The organism is Oceaniglobus trochenteri, assembly GCF_020529025.1.
Lineage (GTDB): Bacteria > Pseudomonadota > Alphaproteobacteria > Rhodobacterales > Rhodobacteraceae > Oceaniglobus > Oceaniglobus trochenteri.
This window is the reverse complement of the sequence record NZ_JACNMM010000010.1, coordinates 82562-102225: the sequence shown is the minus strand read 5'-3', so window position 1 is coordinate 102225 and position 19664 is coordinate 82562. Positions and strand designations below refer to the sequence as shown.

The 19664-nt window shown below is 62.5% G+C and carries 19 protein-coding genes; 4 read left to right on the top strand and 15 right to left on the bottom strand.

The window, feature by feature from the left end:
• Window positions 1-30: 30 nt before the first annotated feature.
• Together H7828_RS17255 and H7828_RS17250 are read right to left on the bottom strand one after the other, a co-directional pair.
• Window positions 31-2487 (bottom strand): ATP-binding protein, encoded by a 2457-nt coding sequence (locus H7828_RS17255; protein ID WP_226782311.1) that lies wholly within the window; start codon window positions 2485-2487, stop codon window positions 31-33.
• Window positions 2484-2693, bottom strand: coding sequence for a hypothetical protein (locus H7828_RS17250; RefSeq protein WP_226782310.1), 210 nt, complete (start codon window positions 2691-2693; stop codon window positions 2484-2486). The genes H7828_RS17255 and H7828_RS17250 overlap by 4 nt, the downstream gene beginning before the upstream one ends.
• Before the next feature lie 368 nt (window positions 2694-3061).
• Here H7828_RS17250 and H7828_RS17245 point away from each other — a divergent pair, with 368 nt between their 5' ends.
• Window positions 3062-3502, top strand: coding sequence for a hypothetical protein (locus tag H7828_RS17245; RefSeq protein WP_226782309.1), 441 nt, complete (start codon window positions 3062-3064; stop codon window positions 3500-3502).
• A 22-nt stretch (window positions 3503-3524) separates the two neighbouring features.
• On the opposite strand, the gene H7828_RS17240 is transcribed toward H7828_RS17245, so the two are convergent.
• The 3 genes from H7828_RS17240 to H7828_RS17230 are packed head-to-tail and all read right to left on the bottom strand — an operon-like array spanning window position 3525 to window position 6255.
• Window positions 3525-4559 carry a CBASS cGAMP-activated phospholipase gene (locus H7828_RS17240; RefSeq protein ID WP_226782308.1) on the bottom strand — a complete coding sequence of 345 codons (1035 nt, stop codon included), beginning with the start codon at window positions 4557-4559 and terminating at the stop codon, window positions 3525-3527.
• Window positions 4556-5008, bottom strand: coding sequence for a type II CBASS E2 protein (locus tag H7828_RS17235; protein WP_226782307.1), 453 nt, complete (start codon window positions 5006-5008; stop codon window positions 4556-4558). The genes H7828_RS17240 and H7828_RS17235 overlap by 4 nt, the downstream gene beginning before the upstream one ends.
• Complete coding sequence (locus H7828_RS17230; RefSeq protein WP_226782306.1) at window positions 5008-6255, bottom strand: nucleotidyltransferase domain-containing protein; 1248 nt, start codon at window positions 6253-6255, stop codon at window positions 5008-5010. The genes H7828_RS17235 and H7828_RS17230 overlap by 1 nt, the downstream gene beginning before the upstream one ends.
• A gap of 185 nt (window positions 6256-6440) precedes the next feature.
• Between H7828_RS17230 and H7828_RS17225 the strand changes: the two genes are divergently transcribed.
• Together H7828_RS17225 and H7828_RS17220 are read left to right on the top strand one after the other, a co-directional pair.
• Window positions 6441-6761, top strand: a complete 321-nt coding sequence (locus H7828_RS17225) for a helix-turn-helix domain-containing protein (protein ID WP_189044636.1) — start codon at window positions 6441-6443, stop codon at window positions 6759-6761.
• Window positions 6758-7477 (top strand): ImmA/IrrE family metallo-endopeptidase, encoded by a 720-nt coding sequence (locus H7828_RS17220; RefSeq protein WP_226782305.1) that lies wholly within the window; start codon window positions 6758-6760, stop codon window positions 7475-7477. Before H7828_RS17225 ends, H7828_RS17220 begins: the two co-directional genes overlap by 4 nt.
• Before the next feature lie 322 nt (window positions 7478-7799).
• Here H7828_RS17220 and H7828_RS17215 read toward each other — a convergent pair whose 3' ends face one another.
• The 9 genes from H7828_RS17215 to guaA form a co-directional block, all read right to left on the bottom strand.
• Entirely contained in the window at window positions 7800-8417 is a 618-nt protein-coding gene (locus H7828_RS17215) for a TetR/AcrR family transcriptional regulator (protein WP_226782304.1), read from the bottom strand.
• Entirely contained in the window at window positions 8410-9276 is an 867-nt protein-coding gene (gene ppk2, locus H7828_RS17210; RefSeq protein ID WP_226782303.1) for a polyphosphate kinase 2, read from the bottom strand. The genes H7828_RS17215 and ppk2 overlap by 8 nt, the downstream gene beginning before the upstream one ends.
• 45 nt (window positions 9277-9321) lie before the next feature.
• Window positions 9322-10302 carry an alpha/beta fold hydrolase gene (locus tag H7828_RS17205; protein ID WP_226782302.1) on the bottom strand — a complete coding sequence of 327 codons (981 nt, stop codon included), beginning with the start codon at window positions 10300-10302 and terminating at the stop codon, window positions 9322-9324.
• On the bottom strand, window positions 10277-11194 hold the full coding sequence (gene metA, locus H7828_RS17200; protein WP_226782301.1) for a homoserine O-acetyltransferase MetA: 918 nt from the start codon (window positions 11192-11194) through the stop codon (window positions 10277-10279). Before metA ends, H7828_RS17205 begins: the two co-directional genes overlap by 26 nt.
• Before the next feature lie 51 nt (window positions 11195-11245).
• Window positions 11246-12124 carry an ATPase gene (locus tag H7828_RS17195; protein WP_226782300.1) on the bottom strand — a complete coding sequence of 293 codons (879 nt, stop codon included), beginning with the start codon at window positions 12122-12124 and terminating at the stop codon, window positions 11246-11248.
• 27 nt (window positions 12125-12151) lie between these two features.
• Complete coding sequence (locus H7828_RS17190) at window positions 12152-13081, bottom strand: DMT family transporter (protein ID WP_226782299.1); 930 nt, start codon at window positions 13079-13081, stop codon at window positions 12152-12154.
• 125 nt (window positions 13082-13206) lie between these two features.
• Window positions 13207-14352, bottom strand: a complete 1146-nt coding sequence (locus H7828_RS17185; protein WP_342592305.1) for an OmpP1/FadL family transporter — start codon at window positions 14350-14352, stop codon at window positions 13207-13209.
• Window positions 14353-14445: 93 nt separating this feature from the next.
• On the bottom strand, window positions 14446-15360 hold the full coding sequence (locus tag H7828_RS17180) for a DMT family transporter (RefSeq protein WP_226782298.1): 915 nt from the start codon (window positions 15358-15360) through the stop codon (window positions 14446-14448).
• Complete coding sequence (gene guaA, locus H7828_RS17175) at window positions 15351-16913, bottom strand: glutamine-hydrolyzing GMP synthase (protein ID WP_226782297.1); 1563 nt, start codon at window positions 16911-16913, stop codon at window positions 15351-15353. The genes H7828_RS17180 and guaA overlap by 10 nt, the downstream gene beginning before the upstream one ends.
• A 181-nt stretch (window positions 16914-17094) precedes the next feature.
• On the opposite strand from guaA, the gene H7828_RS17170 reads away from it, so the two are divergent.
• On the top strand, window positions 17095-18639 hold the full coding sequence (locus tag H7828_RS17170) for a trimethylamine methyltransferase family protein (RefSeq protein WP_226782296.1): 1545 nt from the start codon (window positions 17095-17097) through the stop codon (window positions 18637-18639).
• Between the two features lie 188 nt (window positions 18640-18827).
• Here the strand turns inward: H7828_RS17170 and mepK are convergent, their stop codons facing one another.
• Window positions 18828-19397, bottom strand: a complete 570-nt coding sequence (gene mepK, locus H7828_RS17165; protein ID WP_226782295.1) for a peptidoglycan L,D-endopeptidase MepK — start codon at window positions 19395-19397, stop codon at window positions 18828-18830.
• Window positions 19398-19664: the final 267 nt, after the last annotated feature.

The following is a 19664-nucleotide window of genomic DNA, read 5'->3' as shown; positions in this document are numbered from 1 at the left end:
CCCGCCGATAAATCCGTTAGTTGGCCGCGACTAACCGCCTTTCTGCAAAAGATTGAGATTTAAGGATCCGCATCCGCACCGTAGCGCTTCCTTCTTGCCACGGTCGGGAGCAACGAAATACATCTCGTTGCATGTATTGCAGCCGAAAGCGCTAGTGAATGCGCGGAACGCCGTTACCACGGGGGCGAAATCCTCTTTCTTGAGGTCGGCCCATTCGTTGAAGTGGACGGCAGTGTTGATCTGCCAATTCTCGTAACCGGTCTTGGTCTTGGCTTCACCGAACGCGACCTCGATAGCGCTGATCCGCTCAACGACATCCTTCTGGTTCCAAGAGTTGGCAGCGACCTTGGCCTTCTTGAGGAGTTCGCCCAGCGAGCTGGTCGCGTTCGGAAGAAGATCGCCTAGCATGAACTGGGCATCACCGCGGAATTCGACATTTGCCCGCAGGCGATCACACGCTTCTTTTGCGAAATGCTCGAGGTAGTGGCGAAGCAGACCGGCAGCGGCGCGGACGTCGTTTTTGGCGAGGTAGCTTTCCTGCTCCGCCCAGACGTCGCGATCGTCCCACTCGGTCGGTCCAAAATCAACCGTCCAGGTCCGGAAGTGGGCAAAGTTGCGCCCCTTGATGAGACCCTCGGACTTCATGTGGCGCAGCCAGATTTCGTCATGCGTCGTGAAGATGAACTGTGTGTTGGGGAACATCTCCTTGATGAGGGTGCAGACCTGACGGCGGTGGCCAGCGTCGACGGACATCAGCACGTCGTCGAGGACCGCGAACGTGAAGTTTCCACCCAGCAGATAGTTCATGAGCGCGAGATACAGGCAGAGCCCCATTCCGTCCTGATGGCCCTCGCTATGGTACGCCACGGGCGGGAAATGGCCGCGGCCGTAGAAGTCCACATCGAAGCCGAGTTTGCCGATCGAGGGCATAAGCTTCGCGGTGAACGCCTTCTCGTCGTCCTCGTTGATCTTGCTGTAGTAGCCTGCGAAAGCAGTCTCGACGTTCTTGTAGATCTTTTCGAGGGCGGTCGTCGTCACGGTGCCATAGCTGGTGAAGACCTTTGTGGCGCGGTCCGCACGAACCTTGCCGGCCGCGAACCTGAGCCGCGCGGTTCGGTAGGTCTCCAGCCGCTCCTGCGCGAGAACGAGGAAGTCGCGCGCCGCATCCTGCTTGGTGGGTTCTGGTATCGCAGCAATCGCAGCGGCAAGCGCGGCCAGCGATGGCTCCATGTCCGAGATGCTGTGAGCCGCCGATAGGACCGCGCGTGTATCATCGAGCGGCAGGAGTTTTTGAAGCTGCAGGTATCGTCCTCGAAGAACGGTCCTGAACTCGGTGAGCGCGGTGGCGTCGATCTTCGGGGAGAACATGCCAGCGTGATCGATCATGGTGTTCAGGGCCGTGCCAGCGGCATGGAGGGCGTCGAGGATTGGCTTAAGTTCAGCTTCGAGTGCTGCGCGCCGTTTGCTTACGTCTTCGAGGTGCGCCAGCTTTCCGGCTAGGTGACCCGTGAAGGCGTCGGGCTCGAACGGCGTGTCGCATACCGGGCAGGCGGTCCCGTCATACAGCTCCAGCGCCGACTTCAGGAGGGACTCGCGCGATAGGCCGTTGAGGCTCTCGGCGTCCTTCCCGAGTTCCGCGGCGCTCGCGTCGGCGGTTGAGCACGCATGCTTGAATGGATCGGCCTGGAGCGCGAGAAGCGTTTCTCGCAATGTCGAAAGATCTGCGGCAGCCTGCACCTTCGGCACGCAGCCCGGCGCGCTTGCAGCGGTGGTGGTCAGCCCGTCCTTTACTGAGGTGTTAGCGTCGAGGTCGGTCAACGGCGGGAGACTGAGTAACTCCCGTCGCGGATTGACGGCGTCGAGGACGGATTTCTTGCTGAGCTGCGCGGTGTCGAGTGCAGCAAGAAGGTTGGTGATGGCGTCTTTCTCCGCGCGCTCCAACCCCGGGAGGTCCTTGGTGCAGGCGTTGGCTATCTTCTGCAGTACACCTCGCAACTTTTCGATGTCGTCGAGGCGCAGGAGCGATTGGACCTCTTTCGACCGTTGACCCGGCTCGGAGAGGACGTATCGGATCAGCTCGCGGCGTGAAAGGACGAACTCTGGGTGAAGGTTGACGCTCTCGAACGCGGCGATGACGCCCTTGTCTGCGGGCTTAATTTCCGGCGCGCTTGCCGACTTCACGGTGCGGCGAATCTGGGCCTTCTTGTTGCCAAGTGAGGGGATGATGACATCCAGGGTGACTGACGCCGTCTCGGGCTTGTTACGGCTGTCGACATGCGGACCGTGCGCCTTGACAGAGAGACCTCCGGTTCCGGCGCCGGCCAGGCGCGAGATGTTGCCCGTCAGAGCGAACTCGATCGCGTCCACGATCCCGCTCTTGCCGGTTCCATTCGGTCCGCAGGCGGCGAAGTTCTGACCCTTCAGCTCAAGTGTCAGCTCTCGGATACCGCGAAATTCCTTAATATGTATCTTCTCGATCCGGATCATGAGGCGTCCGGAAACAAGGCGGCGCGAATTGACGGTTCTGCGAAGACACCGTCTTCGAGAACAACCTTGCGAAGCCTGGGCGCTATTTCGCCGAAGCCTTCTTCTTTTTCCAGGGAGTCGAAGAACTCGCCAAGAAGAGTAGCGGCGACCGACTTCACCTTTGCAGGCGACTCGGTCGCCTCATCTTGGTCTTCCGTGATATTCAATTTTCTTCCCCCAGCGCACGCAAAATAGCAGAAAACGTTGCATGAGTCATGGTGCGACTCGCGCGCAGGGAGACGCGGCGCGAGGATGCATGCGGAGACCTTTATCAGCCTTACCTGGCCGCGCGCATTGAGCGATGAACGCTTTGCGCGCCTTCAGTAATTCCAGCAGTTCATCTTTGGTCATGGATCCTCCGGCATGCGACTTCGGTCTGGTTTTCCAGCGAAAATCGTGGAGTATTACTTGTCTTGTTTATGTGCGGGCCGGGAATGTGGATGACGCCTGCGCGCAGGCCCTTGAGCGGCAGTCGCGCTAAGATCAATTCTCAGCCGAGCACGACGCGGCGGCCGGTGAACTGGAGAAGGTGTCCATGGAGCGGCTCACCCTCAACTACGTCTGGAAGCAGAAGACAACGCCAGTCGTACTGCGCCGGACTGGGCGTGGTGAGAAGCTTCGAGTGCGACTACCGTTTGCTGACGACAATCGGCAATGGCTTCAGGACGGCCGGCGAACGGCACCGGAGTGGATCGGCGGCGATCATGCTTATTGGGAGCTGCCGAAATCCTGGTTCAACGACTTCGTCGATCGGGCGCTGCAGCGCTACGGCAAGGTCTACATCATCCAGCCTTATCGGGAGCAGGAGATCTGCGCGCGAGCGTGCCAAGAAGCACAGGGGCACGAATGCCAGTGTTCCTGCATGGGTGCCAATCATGGCATGGGCAATGACGGAAGCTGGTTCGAGGTCTCCGACACTTTCTCGACACGCTGGGGCGAGCGAGAACTGGCCTGTCGTCTGCTTACGGCCCGGTAGGGACTGGTGCTCGACCAGACGTCTACGTCATCGGGCAGCGGATGAATTGCTCGACCGCGCCGTCGAGAAACATGCGCTCGATGTGATGCCCTGCGCCTTCGACGAGACTGCGCGCCACCATCGGCAGTTCCCGGACGGAGCGCTGCACGTCATCCATCGCGATCGGCGCATCGCTTTCCGGCACATCGATCCGTGTGACGTTGTTCTTGCCGACCAGCAGATAGGCTTGGCCGAGGGCATTGCGGGACTGCGCACGGGCGGCCGCATTGAAGGAGCGCAGGAACGCCCAATCCTTGATGCCGCCGTTGCGCGCCCGCTCATCGACAGAGAAGGTGGACTCACCGGTGCCCAGGCTCAGGATACGCACGTCCTCGCGCGCAATGTCGAAACAGGCGAGGGCGTCGACCAGGGCGTTCATGACCGGATTGTTGGCCCAGATGCCGCCATCGATCATGACGTAACCATCGTCCTCGACGCCGGGGTAATAGGACGGGGCCGCCGTTGTGTGGAGCGCCACATGCGCGAACTTCTTGTGGCGGTCCTTCTGGTAGTCCGGGTGGTGTGGCGTCTTGTAGAGGAACGGCTCGCCGTGGCGCCCTTCGAAGCTGGGGATCACCAGCCGGGTGATGGCATCATCGAGCACCTTGTCACCAAAGATCCGCAGCAGCTCATCCTTGAGGGCGGCCTGGTCGTGCTTCGGCTTGAACACCCAGCGCAGCGCCCTCGACACCTTGCCGAGCCCAGCCGCTGGCGGAAAGATGCGGTCGCCGCGCTCGAGATAGATGTTCAATGCCTGTCGAGCCGTCATCCCATGGGCAAGGGCGAGCGCGATGATGCCGCCCGTCGACGTGCCCGCGATCATGTCGAAGTGATTGGCGATGGACGCGCCGCCCAGGAAGCGGCTTTCGAGTTCGGCCAGGACGGCTGCAGGAAAGACGCCACGAATTCCGCCGCCGTCGATCGACAGAATACGAAACGGGCGGCCCTGTGGCCATGGCTGCTTCAGACGCGCGTGCTGGATTGTGCCGTCCGATCGCCGCGGCGGAACATAGTTCATCGTGTTGTCTCCCTTGCCTCGCCGATGTCCTGTCCGGCGTGGCGCCCGCCGCCGGTCCAGCGCCCGGTCATCACCCAAAGTTCGTAGCAAGCGAGCCAGTCGAGCGCCCAAGGGGCGGTCGTGCTCGCGATTGTCATCGCCGCTGTCCATTCCCTTTCACGGGGGTCGAACAAGCAAAGGGTCGGATCCTCGGCCGGCGGATAGACGTGGGGCAGCTGGCCCTCGGAATTGCCGGGCAACCGAACCAGTTTGGGTGAGAGTACGCGCACCTCGGGGAACGACCCGACCTCATAGCGGATCTCCAGCGAGTAGTTCGCATATTGCGGTCTCACGCTCCCCACCCACCGCGCGGACTGCGCGCGGCGATCGATCCGGCGCGCCGCGAACTGCGGCCAGGCCGCCTTCATCGCGGCGACCTGCTCGTCGATGGAGAGGATCGCCGCTGTCATCAGATCTTGCGCCCGAAGAAGGTGTGAGGCCGTGCCACCGAAACCGCCGGATTGACCATCGGCGCCGCGACCGCAGCGGCAGAAGGCAACAGGAGGCCGCCGCGTCGCGTGTAGAGCTGACGGGATTGCTGGATGCCGCCGCCGAGCTCGGTGGCGATCTGGTCGGCGGCCCGGGTCACGACGCGGTCCCCGAAGTTCCCGCGCAGCGTGTCCATCATCGTGTCGGGGAACATCTCCCCCTTGCGCATCGCCTCGAGCGAACGGATGAGCTCGCGCAGATGCCCGGCGAACTCGTCCTGTTGAGCGATGGATTCGGGCCAGCGGTCCGTGAAGACATCGGTCTCGCAGATCGGATTGGCGACATGCAGAAGCCGCCTGTAGAGCGAAGCCTGCTCGATGTCGCGGATGATCCAGCTCGCAAGGCGAACGAGCATGGCGCTGAGCGACATGTTCGGCTGCGCGGCGAGCCCGGCGTAGTAGGAGAGCATCACCGACGGCGGGATGCGGCCGGTGTAGCTCGCGTAGCGAATGTTGCGAAAGCGCTTGAGGAGCTGGAGGGCGAGCGTCGCGGTGTTCTTGACGATGAAATCGCACTGATCCGGAACATCATCCACATCGGCGTCGGCGCGAGCGGCAAGACCGGCATGGTCAAGCCACCGCCGATGGAATTCCTTCGCCATGCGAAGTTCGAGCGGCGTCCTGCTCGCATACCACTGCGCGAAACCATAGGCGTTCATGTCGACGAACCGGTCGTCGGCCGACCAGCGCGGGCCCTTGGCGTGAGTGATCAGGCTTTCGCGATCGAGCGTGCCGTAGACACGCAACGACGGCGTGACGTCGAGATGCATCTTGTCGGCGTAGAACAGGGTGACGCAGCGCGTCTGCCGCAACACCCGCTGGACCGGATAGTCGGCGAGGGCGGCTTCGAGCTCGGTGAGGATTTCGAGAGGCGTCATGCCACGAAAGCGGCCGCCGACCTGCGAGACGATGTCGAGATCATATTCGTCGTCGGTGCCGCGCGTCGAGATCGTGGCGTCGATCGCCATGGAGCCCTGCGGGTAGAAGTGTTCGATCTGGTCGAAGAAGGCCGTCGTGGCCGCGAGATGGCGCCGCACCGCCTCGTAACGCGACTTCGCCTTGTCATGCAGCGAGGGCGGCAACTGAACGCTGAGCGCGATCTCGGCAAGGATGCGGTCGAGAGGGTCGTCGAAGGGATTGAGGCCAGTCGGCGCAAGTTGAATGTTCACATCGATCTCCGTGGCGGGCTGCTGCGTCTGTGCATCTCGCCACCGCCCGCGCGATGTTCGGGATGATATGAATCTAAGTGCGTCTACTCCGAACAAGATGGGAAGCTTGAATGCGTCTGTCAAGGGACATAGAATATAGCTACTCCGAACGCAGGGTTGGGGCGGATCGAGTAGAAGGGCCGGTTATGAAATTTGGTGAGCGAATCAAGGACTTACGAACGAAAAAGGGCCTGACGCTCGATCAGCTTGCGCAGGAGACCGGCTCATCGAAGAGCTACATCTGGGAACTTGAGAACAAGAATCCGCCCAGGCCATCGGCCGAGAAGCTGTCCGCAATTGCTGGTGCCTTGGGGGTGACCGTCGACTACCTAATCGGGGCTGACACGCAGACCCTCAGCGAGGCGGAGGACACCGCCTTCTTCCGGCAGTACAGCGGCCTCCCGGAAGAAACGCGCCGGCAGATTCGCGAGATGGCTCGCATCCTCGACACGAAGACCCGCAAATGAGCGAGCGGATCCGCCTCCAGCCGTTGAAGGAGGCGGCCCGCATCACGCAAATGCTCGACCTGGTCCTTGGAGCGGATCGGTTTGATCGAGCGCCGGTCGATGTGATCGGCCTCGCGCTGGAGTATTCTCGTCAGGTCGCGCCGGACAGTCCCATCCACGAGGTCGTCGAGCGTAACATCCCGGGCTGCGTCGGCGCGCTGGTCTATGGGGAGGCGCGGCCGCGCCAATGGGCGATCATGTACCATGCAGGTCAGTCTGATGGACGTCGCTCGTTCACCGTGGGGCACGAGTTCGCCCACTACGTGCTGCACCGCCAGTTGATTGAAGAGGATGGGCGTTACGACGGCGGCATCTATTGTGACGAGAACGCGGTGGTTCGGCGCGACGGATCCGGCATCGAGCAGGATGCAGACGAGTTCGCCGCCGCGTTGCTGATGCCATTTCATGACTTTCGTCGCCAACTGCCAGCCAAGGCTCGCGCCGATTTCGAAGCGCTCGGTCGACTGGCAAAGCGCTATGGCGTTTCATTGACAGCGACGATTCTGCGCTGGCTCGAATACACCGAGACGCGGGCAATCATGGTGGTGTCGAATGAGGGATTCGCCCATTGGGCGAAGCCCAGCAAAGCGGCGCTTAGGTCCCAGAAGCGAAAACACGCAACCCGAAGCCAGGCAGGTCGCTGTCCCAGACAACGTAGTCCTTCTTCTGGCTCTTGACGCTTTCAACCAGCCGTTTTGTGATCTTTGGCATCATCAACCTCGTCATCAGAGCAACTGAGCCGCGTAAGCACCACGTAAGCAGTCGGGCGAAAGCTACGGAGTAGTTGCGGCTACTGGTTTCGACGACGAGCGAACTTAAACACAAGCGATTTTAAGATGTTAGCGTGCCGTGGCGTGCTGCGTCGCGCATTTCGGATAGGCCACGATTAATTGCTCCGAAGGCAGAGGCCAGAGGTTCGAATCCTCTTGGGTCCGCCATATTTCCTCGGTGAATGACTTCTCGTTCCGATTGCGGTCGGCGCGTCCTGTGCGGGCTGCGTCAATTGTCGGGCCGGATCAGGCCGAGGCCGCGCAGGTAGATGCCGATGCCGGTTTCCAGAAGGTCTTCGGGCGGGAAGGGCGAGGTGCGCCCGGGGCTGCCGCGCGCGAAGAGTTCGACCACCCCGTGGGACATGGCCCAGATATGGGCGCTGAACATCTGGGGTGGGGGGCGTTTGGCGGGGGGGATATGTTCGGACAGTTTGACGGCCGCCTTTTCCAGCACCGCCTGGGCCTTGTTGGCCGTGCGCGCCAGTTCCGGCGTGCGGTTCACCGAGATGCCGGATTCGAACATCGCGACGTAGTGCCCCGGATAGCGGCGCGCGAAGGCGAGGTAGGCGCGGCCCGTCGCCTCGAAACTGGCAAGGTCCGAAGGTTGGCCGCTGTCATACGCATATTGCATCAGATCGGCGAAGATGGCGTAGCCTTGGGTTGCGGCCTCGGCGATCAGGTCTTCGCGGCCCTCGAAATGGCGATAGACGGCGGCGGGGGTAACGCCGGCCTGCTTGGCCGCTTCGGACAGGGTGAACCCGTTGGGCCCCTTGTCGCGGATCAGCTCGAGCGCTGAGTCGACAAGGGCCTGGCGCAGGTTGCCGTGGTGATATCCGCGTTTAGCCATTCCAACTTTCTAGACCGCCCGAAATTCTGGGGTCGGGTTCGCCAAGATCGTCTGATTTTCCTTTGAAGTCAATATTCTGCAGCACGGCCTGAATGCTGGCGATGCGGGCGCGTTTCTTGTCGTCGGCACGGATGACCGTCCAGGGGGCGCTGGCGGTGTTGCTGCGCGCCAGCGTTTCGGTGATCGCCTCGGAATAGGCATCCCAGCGCTTCAGCCCCTCGACGTCGATCCAGCTGAGCTTCCATTGCTTCAGGGGGTCGCGTTCGCGTTTCAGGAAACGGCGCAGCTGTTCGGCCCGTCCGACGTTGAGCCAGAGCTTGACCAGGATGATGCCGTCGTTGACCAGCATGTGTTCGAATTCATCCACCTGCTGGAAGAACCTTTCGCGCTGCTCCGGGGTGCAGAAGCCGAAGACATGTTCGACCACGCCGCGGTTGTACCACGAACGGTCGAACAGCACGATTTCACCCGCCGCGGGCAGGTGGTGGATGTAGCGTTGGAAGTACCATTCGCTCATCTCGCGTTCGGTGGGTTTGGGCAGGGCGGCGACATGGGCAACGCGTGGGTTAAGATTTTCGCGGAACCTCTTGATTGCGCCGCCTTTTCCGGCCGCGTCGCGGCCTTCGAACACCACGGCGATGCGCTTGCCGGTGGCCTTCACATCGGCCTGAAGGCGCACGAGGTTCAGTTGCAGCCGTTCCATGGTTTCGTCGTAGGTGTCGCTGTCCATCTTCCGGTCATAGGGGAAGTTCGGGTCCAGCATGTCTTTCTTGCTGCTGGAACGGATCACATCCCGCACCGGTTCGGGCGCCTCGATCTCGAAATACTGGCTGATGGCGCCGTCGAAGGGCAGGGGCATGGCTGTCTCCTGTTGATGTCGCCCGACAGTATTGCGGGCTGCGCCCTAGCGCAATCCGGCGCGCTTTGCGGCGCGGTCGATGGCGTCGGTTACCGCGTCGGGCACGACGTGATGGGGCATGTGGCCGATGCCCTCAAGCCGGGTCAGGGTGGCGCCGGGCACCTGGCGGGACAGCGGCTCGGAGTGGATATCCAGCGGCACAATGTCATCGGCGGTGCCGTGCAGGATTTCGACCGGCATGGTCAGGTCACCGTAGTGTTTGGACATTTCCACCACATGGGGGCGCAGGGAATTGACCTGCCGGGCGTTGGCGCGAAAGCTGGCACGGCGCAGGGTCAGGCCGGGGCCGACATATTCGGCATAGCCGGGGGGTGGTTCCTGCGGTTCGAAGATCGACTCGATCGTGCTTTTGACCTGGCCGGTGGGCGCGAAGGCGGTGATGAGCGGCACGATGGCGGCCCCGCCGAACGCCGAGGATGCGATGTTGTAAAGCGCGCCAAGCCCGCCAGGCCAGGGGTTGGAGGCCGCCGAGACCACCACAAGCGCCGCCGGATCATGATCAAGCCCCCAGGCCAGCGCCACCGCGCCACCGTAGGAATGGCCCAGGACGATGGGACGCTGCACGCCCAGCTTGTCGGCGGCGGCCTTCAGGAAGGCGGCCTGTTGGCGGGGGCTTTCGGCGGCGGTGTTGGTGGCGCCGCTGAAGGCCTCGGAGATCCGATCGGTATAGCCAAGGCCGGGCCGGTCGAAGGCGATGACGTGATAGCGGTCTTTCACGCGGTCGATGAACCGGAAGCTGAAATCGCGGGTGCTGCCGCTGGCACCGTGGATCAGGATCAGGTCGGGGCCTTGCCCGGCCTCGACATAGTGCACCCGGCGCCCTTCGACGGTCACGAACCGGCCTTCTGGGGGATATTGTTCCTCGGCCAGCGCTTCGCGGCGGTCGGCGCGGTCATCGACAAAGACGCCGCACCCGGCAAGGGCTGCGGCGGCGACGAGACTAACTGCCAATCTGGGAAATGTCATAATGCGTGGTCTGATATATCTGGTTGAGCCAATTGCCATAGAGAAGGTGGGCGTGGCTTCTCCAACGGTTCAACGGCTTCTGCGCCGGATCGTTCCCGGGATAATAGTTGTCGGGCACGTTAACCGGCGTGCCGTCGGCCACGTCGCGATCGTATTCCTGTTTCAGGGTGTCGCTGTCGTATTCGAAATGATTGAAGATATAGAGCGCGCGATGCGCCGGATCTTCCACAAGGCAGGGGCCCACCTGATCGCTGGCCAGAAGGGTGGTCAGGCCGGGGGCGGCGCTGATCTCGGATTGCAGCATCTCCGTCCAGCGGCTGACGGGGATCACGCAATCGTCGGAAAACCCGTTCAGATAGGGCGATGTCGGCGCAAGGTTGGTGTGGCGGAAACAGCCAAAGGCCTTGGCGGGGAGGATGTGTTTCTGCACGCCGTGAAAATGATTGATCATCGCCATCCCGCCCCAGCAGACGCCGAAGGTGGAATGCACGTTGGTCTGGGTCCAGTCCATGACCTCGCGCAGTTCATCCCAGTAGGTGACCTGTTCGAAGGGCAGGTGTTCGATGGGGGCGCCGGTGATGATCAACCCGTCGAATTTCTCGTGCTTGGCCTCCTGGAAGGGGCGATAGAAATTCTCCATGTGTTCGGCGGCGGTGTTCCTGGTCTGGTGTTCGGACATGCGGATCAGGTGCAGGTCGATCTGCAGCGGCGTCGAACCGATCAGGCGGGCGAACTGGTTCTCCGTCTGTATCTTCTTGGGCATCAGGTTCAGCAGGGCGATGCGCAGCGGGCGGATGTCCTGACGGGCGGCATCGGTTTCGTCCATCACCATCACGCCCTCGTTCTTCAGCACGCTGAAGGCCGGCAGGTCGGAGGGCAGTTTGATGGGCATGACGATGTTCCTTTGATGGCGTTGGTCAGATAGGGGGCGGCGGGCGGTCTCTCAACCCTCGTCGCGGGAAGGTGTTCTGGCGATCGCCGCGGCGATCAGGGCGTTGAAGTCATCGGGGCCGCGCAGGGCCGAAACCTCTTCGGCGGTGACGCTGACACCCCAGTTCCGGGCCATCGCGCGATAGCGGGGCTGGCGGTGGGCCAGGGCACGGGCATAGGTCCAGCGCACAAAGGCATCTGGGTTAACTTCGCCCTCTTCCACCTTGTTTTCAGAAAGGTATTCCGCCCAGCAGCCCGACAGGAAATCGGGATGATAATACATCGGCTTTGGCGCCCGATCGAAGCGGCGGATCAGTTCGGCGGTATGGGCCTCGGACCCTTCGATCCAGACCGGCAGAACCTGCGCCGCCAGCGCCGCCATCACCGGATCGCCCGGATCTTCGGGGTTGACCACCTCGCAGATCGAACCGCCGGTGTCGCAGACGAAATTGTCGTAACCGTAAAGCCCGTGCGCCCGGTCAATGAAATGGCCCGTGTCCAGCAGGGCAGCGGTTTCCGCCTCGCGGTGAAGGGCCTGGCGGCGCATGTATTCGTCGAAGGGCAGGCCGCCTTTGTCGGGGTTGCCCGGTTTGCCAAGGTAGGTGGACAGGGGCGCAAGGTTGTCGAAGGTGATGTTCGAGGCGACATAGATGCTGTCGCTCAGCAGCAGTTCGCGCAAAAGCGGCACCTTCATGGCCTCGCGTTTGAAATTGTCGGCGATATGTTCGCCCATGTAGCGGGTGCCGATGCGGTAATCGATGGAATAGTGAAACCAGCCGCCCCCCTCGCGCAGCATGTTGGCGACATGGGTCTTGCCCAGGCCCGACATGCCGAACAGCATCACCCGTTTGCCCGGGGCGGCGTTCCAGTCTTCAGCGGTGGGATAAAGCATTGCACCTCCGGGCGTTTTCCGGCGGTCTTATCCTGCCCGCCGGGAATTTGGTAGAGGGCGAATGCGCCGGCGAGGATGCCCGTTGAGGATCAGCAGGCCGATCGCCAGAAGCGCAAAGCCCAGGTAGGCGCCCGGATGCAGGGCTTCACCGCGCACCAGCACCCCCAGAACGATGGCGACCGGCGGAATCAGCAGGGTGCACAGCAGCAGGTTGCCCACACCCGCCATGGCCAGCACGCGGTAATACAGCAGATAGGCCAGTGCCGTCGCGATTGCCGCGTAATAGGCGATGGCCAGCATGGTGCGCGGCCGAAGATCCAGGGTGATGGGCCCGTCGATCATCCAGGCCGCCGGGATCATCACGACGGCCGAACCGGTAAGCGTGCCGACGGCGGCCACCTCGGGGCGCAGCCCGCCCAGCATGCGCCGCGCCCAGGCCCCGGCAAAGGCATAGCTGAGCGTGCCGCCCAGCACCGCCAGTTGCGCCAGCGACCGAAGGTCGAACCCGGCCAGCGCATCCAGCCCGATGGCCGTGGCCACCCCGAGAAAACCAAGCGAAACGCCGATCATCCGGCGCAACGTCAGGCGTTCGTCGGCAAAGACCAGCGCGGCGACCAGCACCCCGAAGATGGCCGTCGCCGCATTCAGGATCGAGGTGAGGCCGGTTTCGATATGCAACTGCCCCCAGGCCATGAGCGAAAAGGGAATCACGTTGTTCAGCACACCCATCACCAGGAAGGCGCCCCAGATGCGGGGATCACGCGGCAGGGGAAGGCGGCGGAACGCGACGACCGCCCAAAGGATCAGCGCCGCCCAGCCGACCCGGTGGGCAACGGTGGTGGCAACGCCGATCTCATCCAGCGCCACGCGGATCGAAAGGAACGAGGCGCCCCAGATGAGGGAAAGGAGCAAAAGCTCGCTCCAGGCGCGGGGGGAAAGGCTGCGTTGATCTGACATCGCACTGTCCTAGCAGCGGGCGGTTCGCCACACGATCCGATTCCTGCGGCAAGACAGTGCGCCAGACATGAAAAAGGCCCCGGACGCATGGTCCGGGGCCGGTTCGTTTTCACCCTTTGGGCGGATCAGAAGGTATAGCCGACCTTCAGGCCAAAGCCGACGGCGTGGTTCGAGCTGAACTCGGAGGCTGCAACACCGCCACCCAGAGTGGTCTGGGCATTGCCGATGTCGACATAGCGGATGCCGCCGGTCACCTTGATGCGGTCCTGGGTATAGGTCGCGCCCAGGCCGAACGAGACGTTGCCGTCGGTCGGGCCGAGGTTGGACGAGAAACCGCCCTGCTGCTCTTCATAGCCGACGCTGGCGGCGACCGACCAGTTTTCGTTCAGCTTGCGGCCCACACCCAGGTTCAGAGTGTAGATATCCTTGGCATAGCTGACGAGCGAGTTGCCGGTCAGGCCCTGATAGACGACGGGCGTGATGTCGAAATCGCTCCAGTTGACCCAGCGGACCGAACCGAAGACCAGGGTATCCTTGGCAACGCCGGTCTGGAATTCAAGGTTCACGGACTGGGGCGTTTCGATTTCGGTCGTGGTGTTGACCGGGCCGCCGAAGGCCGAGGTTTCGCTGGTGGCCAGCGAATGCTTGATCTTCGAATTGTAGGTCAGCGCGACACGCAGCGCGACTTCCGGCTTTTCATAGGCGACGCCCAGCAGATAGCCGAAGCCTTCGTCCTTGTCGGCCTTGGCGGTGTAGACGGCACCGGGGTTCACGACGCCCGGCGTGCCCGGACCTGCGGTGACGAAGGGGATCGTCGCATCGGCGCTGAAGGTCTGATAGCGCAGACCGCCATAGAGGCTGACGTTCGAGGCGAACTTGTATTTCACCACCGCCGTCAGGGCATCGGCCGAAAGTTCGGCAACCGATCCGCGCGCGAAATAGGGCTGGGTCGCGGGATAGTTCACATCGGCGCCGAAGGGCTGATCGAAGATCAGCGCGGCGGCCAGGCCATTGCCGAAGTCGTGCTTATAGGCGGTGCCGATCTGGGTATAGGATTCGGTCATGTTGCCCGAGCTGCCACCCGGGGTGGGGCTAAAGGCGGTGCCGACACCGCTGACCTTGGGCGACACGCTGCCGAAGCTGGCTTCGAAGTAGTTGCCGGGTTCGAAGATGACGGCGACGGATTGCCCGGAACGGTCCACGGCGCCGGCATGGGCGACACCTGCGGTCATTGCTCCGGCCAGTCCGGCCAACATGAATTTGTTCATCATCGATACTCCCCCCGATGCGTTGATCTGTCGCATACTACTTTGAGCAGAGCGCGCCACGGGTCAATTCTTGACGCGGCGTCAGTAATTTATCGGTTAAGAACCGTTACTTTTGTGCCGCTTTTTTTCGGTCCAGATATTCAGGTAGTTGGCACCGAAGATGATGACGGCCCCGATCAGCACGTAAATATCCAGACTTTCACCATAAATCAGCATTCCGACGATGGCGATGACCGGCAGGCGCAGGAAATCGAAAGGCATCACGATGGTGGCCGGGGCCACGGAAAGCGCCTTGGTCAGACAGAAATGCGCAAGAAGGCCCGCAAGCCCCACCAGCAGAACCCAGGGCCAGAGTTCAACCGAAGGTATAGCGATATCCCCGTCGATACCCGCGCAAAGAAGGCCCAGAATCGTCTGGATACCCGTCAGCCAGAACAGGATGCATGTGATCGTCTGGTCGCGGGTCAGGATCTTGGTGATGATGTTGGTGGAGGCAAACCCGATGGCGGCCAGGGCAGCGGCCAGGAGACCGGGATCGACCGTGCTCAGCGAGGGGCGCGCCACGATCAGGATGCCGATGAAGCCGAGGAAGGCGGTCAGCAGCCGGATGCGCGTCAGCCGCTCGGCCAGGAAGAAGGGCGCGGCCAGGGCAACCCAGATGGGCGACGAAAACTCGATCGCGAAGACCTGGGCCAGGGGCGCCACGGTTATCGCGAAGAACCACAGGTTATGGCCGGTGAAATGGAAAATGTTGCGCAGGATGTGTAGGCGCAGGCGCCGGGTTTCCACCTGGCGCAGGGTGCCGGCAAGACCCGCGACCGACAGCACCAGGATGAAGCCGACGATCGAGCGGAAGAGCATGATCTCGAAGGTATCAAGTTCGGACGAGAGGGATCGCCCGGCCACCGCCATCGTCGAGAACGAGGCGATGGCCCCCGCCATCCAGAGCGCCGCCTTGAACGGTTGTGGGTCGGACAGGGGGCGCGGCGAAATGGCCGCGCCTATTCCCATTCGATGGTGCCCGGGGGCTTTGACGTGATGTCATAGGTGACGCGGTTGATGCCCGGCACCTCGTTGATGATGCGGGTGGCCGTTTCGCCCAGGAAATCATGGGTAAAGGGGTAATAATCGGCCGTCATGCCATCGACCGAGGTCACCGCGCGCAGGGCGCAGGCAAAATCATAGGTGCGCCCATCGCCCATGACGCCGACGGTGCGCACGGGCAGGATGGCGACGAAGGCCTGCCAGATCTCATCGTACAGCCCGTGCTTGCGGATCTGGTCGATATAGACGGCATCGGCGCGGCGCAGGATCGCCAGCTTTTCGCGGGTGATCTCTCCGGGGCAGCGGATGGCAAGGCCGGGTCCGGGGAAGGGGTGGCGGCCGATGAAGCTGTCGGGCAGGCCAAGCTCGCGACCCAGGGCGCGCACCTCGTCCTTGAACAGTTCGCGCAGGGGTTCGACGAGCTTCATGCCCATCTTCTCGGGCAGACCGCCGACGTTGTGGTGGCTCTTGATCGTGACGGAGGGGCCGCCGGAAAAGCTGACCGATTCGATGACGTCGGGGTACAGCGTTCCCTGGGCCAGGAACTGGGCGCCGCCGATGGCATCAGCATGTTTCTGGAACACGTCGATGAAGAGGCGGCCGATGATTTTTCTCTTGGTTTCCGGGTCGCTTACACCGTCAAGTTCACCCAGGAACAGATCGCTTTCATCGGCGTGGATCAGGGGCAGGTTGTAATGTTCGCGGAACATGCCGACGACCTGTTCGGATTCACCCTCGCGCATAAGGCCATGATCGACATAGACGCAAGTCAGCTGTTCGCCGATCGCCTCGTGGATCAGCACGGCCGCGACCGAGGAATCCACTCCGCCCGACAGCGCGCAGATCACCTTGGCGTCGCCCACCTGGTCGCGGATCGCCTGCACCGCCTGTTCGCGGTAGGCGCCCATGGTCCAGTCGCCGGAAAACCCGGCGATCTTGACGAAATTCTCAAGCAGCGTCTTGCCGTTGGGGGTGTGGTGCACCTCGGGGTGGAACTGCACCGCGTAAAACCGCCGTTCGGTGTCGGAGATCACCGCGAAGGGGGCATTGGGCGAGGTGGCCGAAACCCCGAATCCGGGGGCGATCTTGGCAACATGATCGCCATGGCTCATCCAGACCTGTTCGCGGTTCTCGAGGAACCAGCCGGTCAGAAGGTCGGTCTTGTGATCGGTGGGCGTGACCCAGGCGCGCCCGAATTCCGCCGTGCCATGACCGCGCAGCACCTCGCCGCCCAGCATCTGCATCATCACCTGCTGACCGTAACAGATGCCCAGAACCGGCACGCCCAGTTCGAACACGCCGGCGGGCGGGCGCGGAGAATCGGCGTCGATCACGCTGGCCGGCCCCCCCGAGAGGATGACGGCCCGTGGCGCGAAGTCGGCCAGGAACGCCTCGCTCACGTTCTGGAACGGGTGGATTTCGCAATAGACATTCAGTTCACGCAGACGCCGCGCGATAAGCTGGGTCACCTGGCTTCCGAAGTCGATGATGAGTAGGCGTTCGTGGGATATATCGGTCATGGCAAGCGGGATATGGCAGGGCGCGCCCTTGCGCAAGATGGCGCGTGGCGCAGCGGCGGATTTGAGTATTTCTGCAAAGAAGAAACGGCAAGGTCGCTATTGGCCCGGATGGGGCGAAAACCGGCGCTGACGGGGCCGGGCGAGGGGTTACATCCATGTCAGACACACGGGGAGTATCACGATGTCCGAAACAGCAGCACCCCGACGGGCCAGGGGCGGTGGCGGAGCAGCACGACGCGCCGAGCGGACCGCCGTCAGGATCGAATCCGCCCGCTTCATCGAGCGCAACATTCCGAACTTCGAGATTCTGAACGCCGAGGCGATCGAGCTGATCGAGCGTAACGCCGAAACGGTCTTGGCCGAGATCGGCGTGAATTTCCCCGAGAACCCCGCCGCACTGGAGCGCTGGCGCAACGCGGGCGCCGAGATCGACGGCGAGCGGGTGCGCATCCCTCGCGGCCTGGCCCGCAAGCTGTGCGAAACCGCGCCTGCCACCTTTACCCAGCATGCCCGCAACCCGGCGCGCAACGTCGAGATCGGAGGGCGCAACCTGGTGTTGGCGCCGGTCTATGGGCCGCCCTTCGTGCGCGATGCCAGCGGCGGGCGGCGCTATGCCACGATGGAGGATTTCCGCAACTTCGTGAAGCTGGGCTATATGTCCAAGTGGCTGCACCATTCCGGCGGTACGGTTTGCGAGCCGACGGACGTTGCGGTGAACAAGCGTCACCTGGATATGCTGCAGGCCCACATGGTGCTTTCGGACAAGCCCTTCATGGGGTCGGTGACCGAGCCCGTGCGCGCGCGGGATTCCGTCGAGATGTGCAAGCTGCTGTTTGGTGCCGATTTCGTGGGTGCCAACACGGTGATGACCTCGCTCATCAACATCAACTCGCCCCTGACATTCGATGCGACGATGATGGGCGCGCTTGAGGTCTACGCCGCCGCAAACCAGGCCTGCATCGTGTCGCCCTTCATTGTCGGCGGGGCCATGGCGCCGGTGTCGGTGGCGGGCACGCTGACCCAGGTTCTGGCCGAGATCCTGGCGGGCGTCGCCTATTCGCAATTGGTGCGCCCCGGTGCGCCGGTGGTGGCGGGGGCCTTCGTCACCAGCATCGACATGAATAGCGGCGCGCCCACCTTCGGCACGCCCGAGGCGGCACAGATCACCTATGGCGCGGGGCAGTTGGTGCGCCGCCTTGGCCTTCCGTACCGCTCGGCCGGGTCGTTCTGCGGCAGCAAGCTGCCCGATGCGCAGGCGGCCTATGAGACTTCGAACTCGCTGAACATGGGGTTGTTGTCGGGGGTGAACTTCATGCTTCATGCCTGTGGGTGGCTGGAGGGCGGGCTTGTGTCGTCATACGAGAAGTTCGTCATGGATGCCGATCAGCTTGGCGCCCTGCACGGGTTGGCGCGGGGCGTCGACATTACCGAAAACGGTCAGGCCATGGATGCCATCGCCGAGGTGGGACCGGGGGGGCATTACCTGGGCTGCGCGCATACCCAGAACAATTTCAAGGCCGCCTTCTGGCGCTCGGAGATGTTCGACTACAAACCTTTCGAGACATGGGACGAGGAAGGCGCGCGCGACACCCAGGCGCTGGCGGCCCTTCGAGTGCAGAAGCTGTTGGGTGACTACGTTCAGCCGCCGCTTGATCCGGCAATTGCCGAATCGCTTGATGCCTATGTGGCGGAAAGAAAGGCCTCGATGCCCGACGCTTTCGGCTGAGTTTGCCACGCTTCTGCCTTATCAGGCCGCCCGGCATGGCGTCGGGCGGTTTTTTCATGCGCCTGTGGAACCCGATGCGCCTTTCAGAGTTGTCAGCGTAGCAATCAAAAAAGGCGACTGCGTGATGCAGCCGCCTAAGGCGAACGGAATTTCAGATGGCGGCACGGGCCACCACATCAGTCAGACGATCAGCTGCCCCAGGACCGGACGGCGCCGCAATCCATATGGACGAAATCCGACCGGGAATAGCGCCCGACACCGCCGGCCGCACAGGCCGCAGCAGCGCGTGCCATCTGGTTGACGGAGCGCGATTGCAACCGCAGATCGGCGGCCTGGCCGCGCAGGTGCAGCGAATTCTTGGCCACGCCCGAGGACCGGCTGCGCAGCATCGCGTTGGTTTCCGGCGACCGATAGCCCGACAACAGCATGTAGGGTTCGGACGTATCCATCAGGTTGTGCGCGGCGGTCATGATGTCGACGGTACGCGCGTCGATGTTCAGGGCCTTGTTGTTCCGCCAGTCGCGCATGAAATGCGTGATCTCGGTCAGGGCGTCCTTGATGTAGTTGCCCTCGATCCAGTAGATCATGTCGATGCTTTCGCCGGTCCGGCCTGAATACATCTTCAGACGGCGGATGTCGCCACCACCACGCAGGAAGCCGAAAGCGTTGGAATAGGTCGGAGCCGCAGCCACGGTTGTTGCGGCGAAGGCCCCCAGCAATGCACGCCTGGTCAGGCCCTTCGAGCTTGTATCAGTCATTGATTACTATTGTCCCGTTCTTACCTGTCTGCCGCCTTTGCGGCATTTTTTGCCACCTCGTCCCCCAGGTTGCAGAGCCTCTATGACATGGCTCGCCCGTCGGACCAAGGCGGAAGGTTCCATTCTGTGTCCGGTTTACCCCAGATCGGCAAAAATTTGCTTAACGCGCCTTCTCATTGCCCCAATTTGCCGATTTCATCGCTCGATGCCCGGTCGGGGAAAAATCCAGCCCTGTCGCAAACGTGAATGGACAGGGTTGGAATTGCT

What these genes read in the sequence shown, in the direction of transcription:
- H7828_RS17255 (WP_226782311.1), bottom strand. Translation starts at nt 2,487, where the DNA reads ATGATCCGGATCGAGAAGATACATATTAAGGAATTTCGCGGTATCCGA.
- H7828_RS17245 (WP_226782309.1), top strand. Translation starts at nt 3,062, where the DNA reads ATGGAGCGGCTCACCCTCAACTACGTCTGGAAGCAGAAGACAACGCCA.
- H7828_RS17240 (WP_226782308.1), bottom strand. Translation starts at nt 4,559, where the DNA reads ATGAACTATGTTCCGCCGCGGCGATCGGACGGCACAATCCAGCACGCG.
- H7828_RS17235 (WP_226782307.1), bottom strand. Translation starts at nt 5,008, where the DNA reads ATGACAGCGGCGATCCTCTCCATCGACGAGCAGGTCGCCGCGATGAAG.
- H7828_RS17225 (WP_189044636.1), top strand. Translation starts at nt 6,441, where the DNA reads ATGAAATTTGGTGAGCGAATCAAGGACTTACGAACGAAAAAGGGCCTG.
- H7828_RS17220 (WP_226782305.1), top strand. Translation starts at nt 6,758, where the DNA reads ATGAGCGAGCGGATCCGCCTCCAGCCGTTGAAGGAGGCGGCCCGCATC.
- H7828_RS17215 (WP_226782304.1), bottom strand. Translation starts at nt 8,417, where the DNA reads ATGGCTAAACGCGGATATCACCACGGCAACCTGCGCCAGGCCCTTGTC.
- ppk2 (WP_226782303.1), bottom strand. Translation starts at nt 9,276, where the DNA reads ATGCCCCTGCCCTTCGACGGCGCCATCAGCCAGTATTTCGAGATCGAG.
- H7828_RS17205 (WP_226782302.1), bottom strand. Translation starts at nt 10,302, where the DNA reads ATGACATTTCCCAGATTGGCAGTTAGTCTCGTCGCCGCCGCAGCCCTT.
- metA (WP_226782301.1), bottom strand. Translation starts at nt 11,194, where the DNA reads ATGCCCATCAAACTGCCCTCCGACCTGCCGGCCTTCAGCGTGCTGAAG.
- H7828_RS17195 (WP_226782300.1), bottom strand. Translation starts at nt 12,124, where the DNA reads ATGCTTTATCCCACCGCTGAAGACTGGAACGCCGCCCCGGGCAAACGG.
- H7828_RS17190 (WP_226782299.1), bottom strand. Translation starts at nt 13,081, where the DNA reads ATGTCAGATCAACGCAGCCTTTCCCCCCGCGCCTGGAGCGAGCTTTTG.
- H7828_RS17185 (WP_342592305.1), bottom strand. Translation starts at nt 14,352, where the DNA reads ATGATGAACAAATTCATGTTGGCCGGACTGGCCGGAGCAATGACCGCA.
- H7828_RS17180 (WP_226782298.1), bottom strand. Translation starts at nt 15,360, where the DNA reads ATGGGAATAGGCGCGGCCATTTCGCCGCGCCCCCTGTCCGACCCACAA.
- guaA (WP_226782297.1), bottom strand. Translation starts at nt 16,913, where the DNA reads ATGACCGATATATCCCACGAACGCCTACTCATCATCGACTTCGGAAGC.
- H7828_RS17170 (WP_226782296.1), top strand. Translation starts at nt 17,095, where the DNA reads ATGTCCGAAACAGCAGCACCCCGACGGGCCAGGGGCGGTGGCGGAGCA.
- mepK (WP_226782295.1), bottom strand. Translation starts at nt 19,397, where the DNA reads ATGACTGATACAAGCTCGAAGGGCCTGACCAGGCGTGCATTGCTGGGG.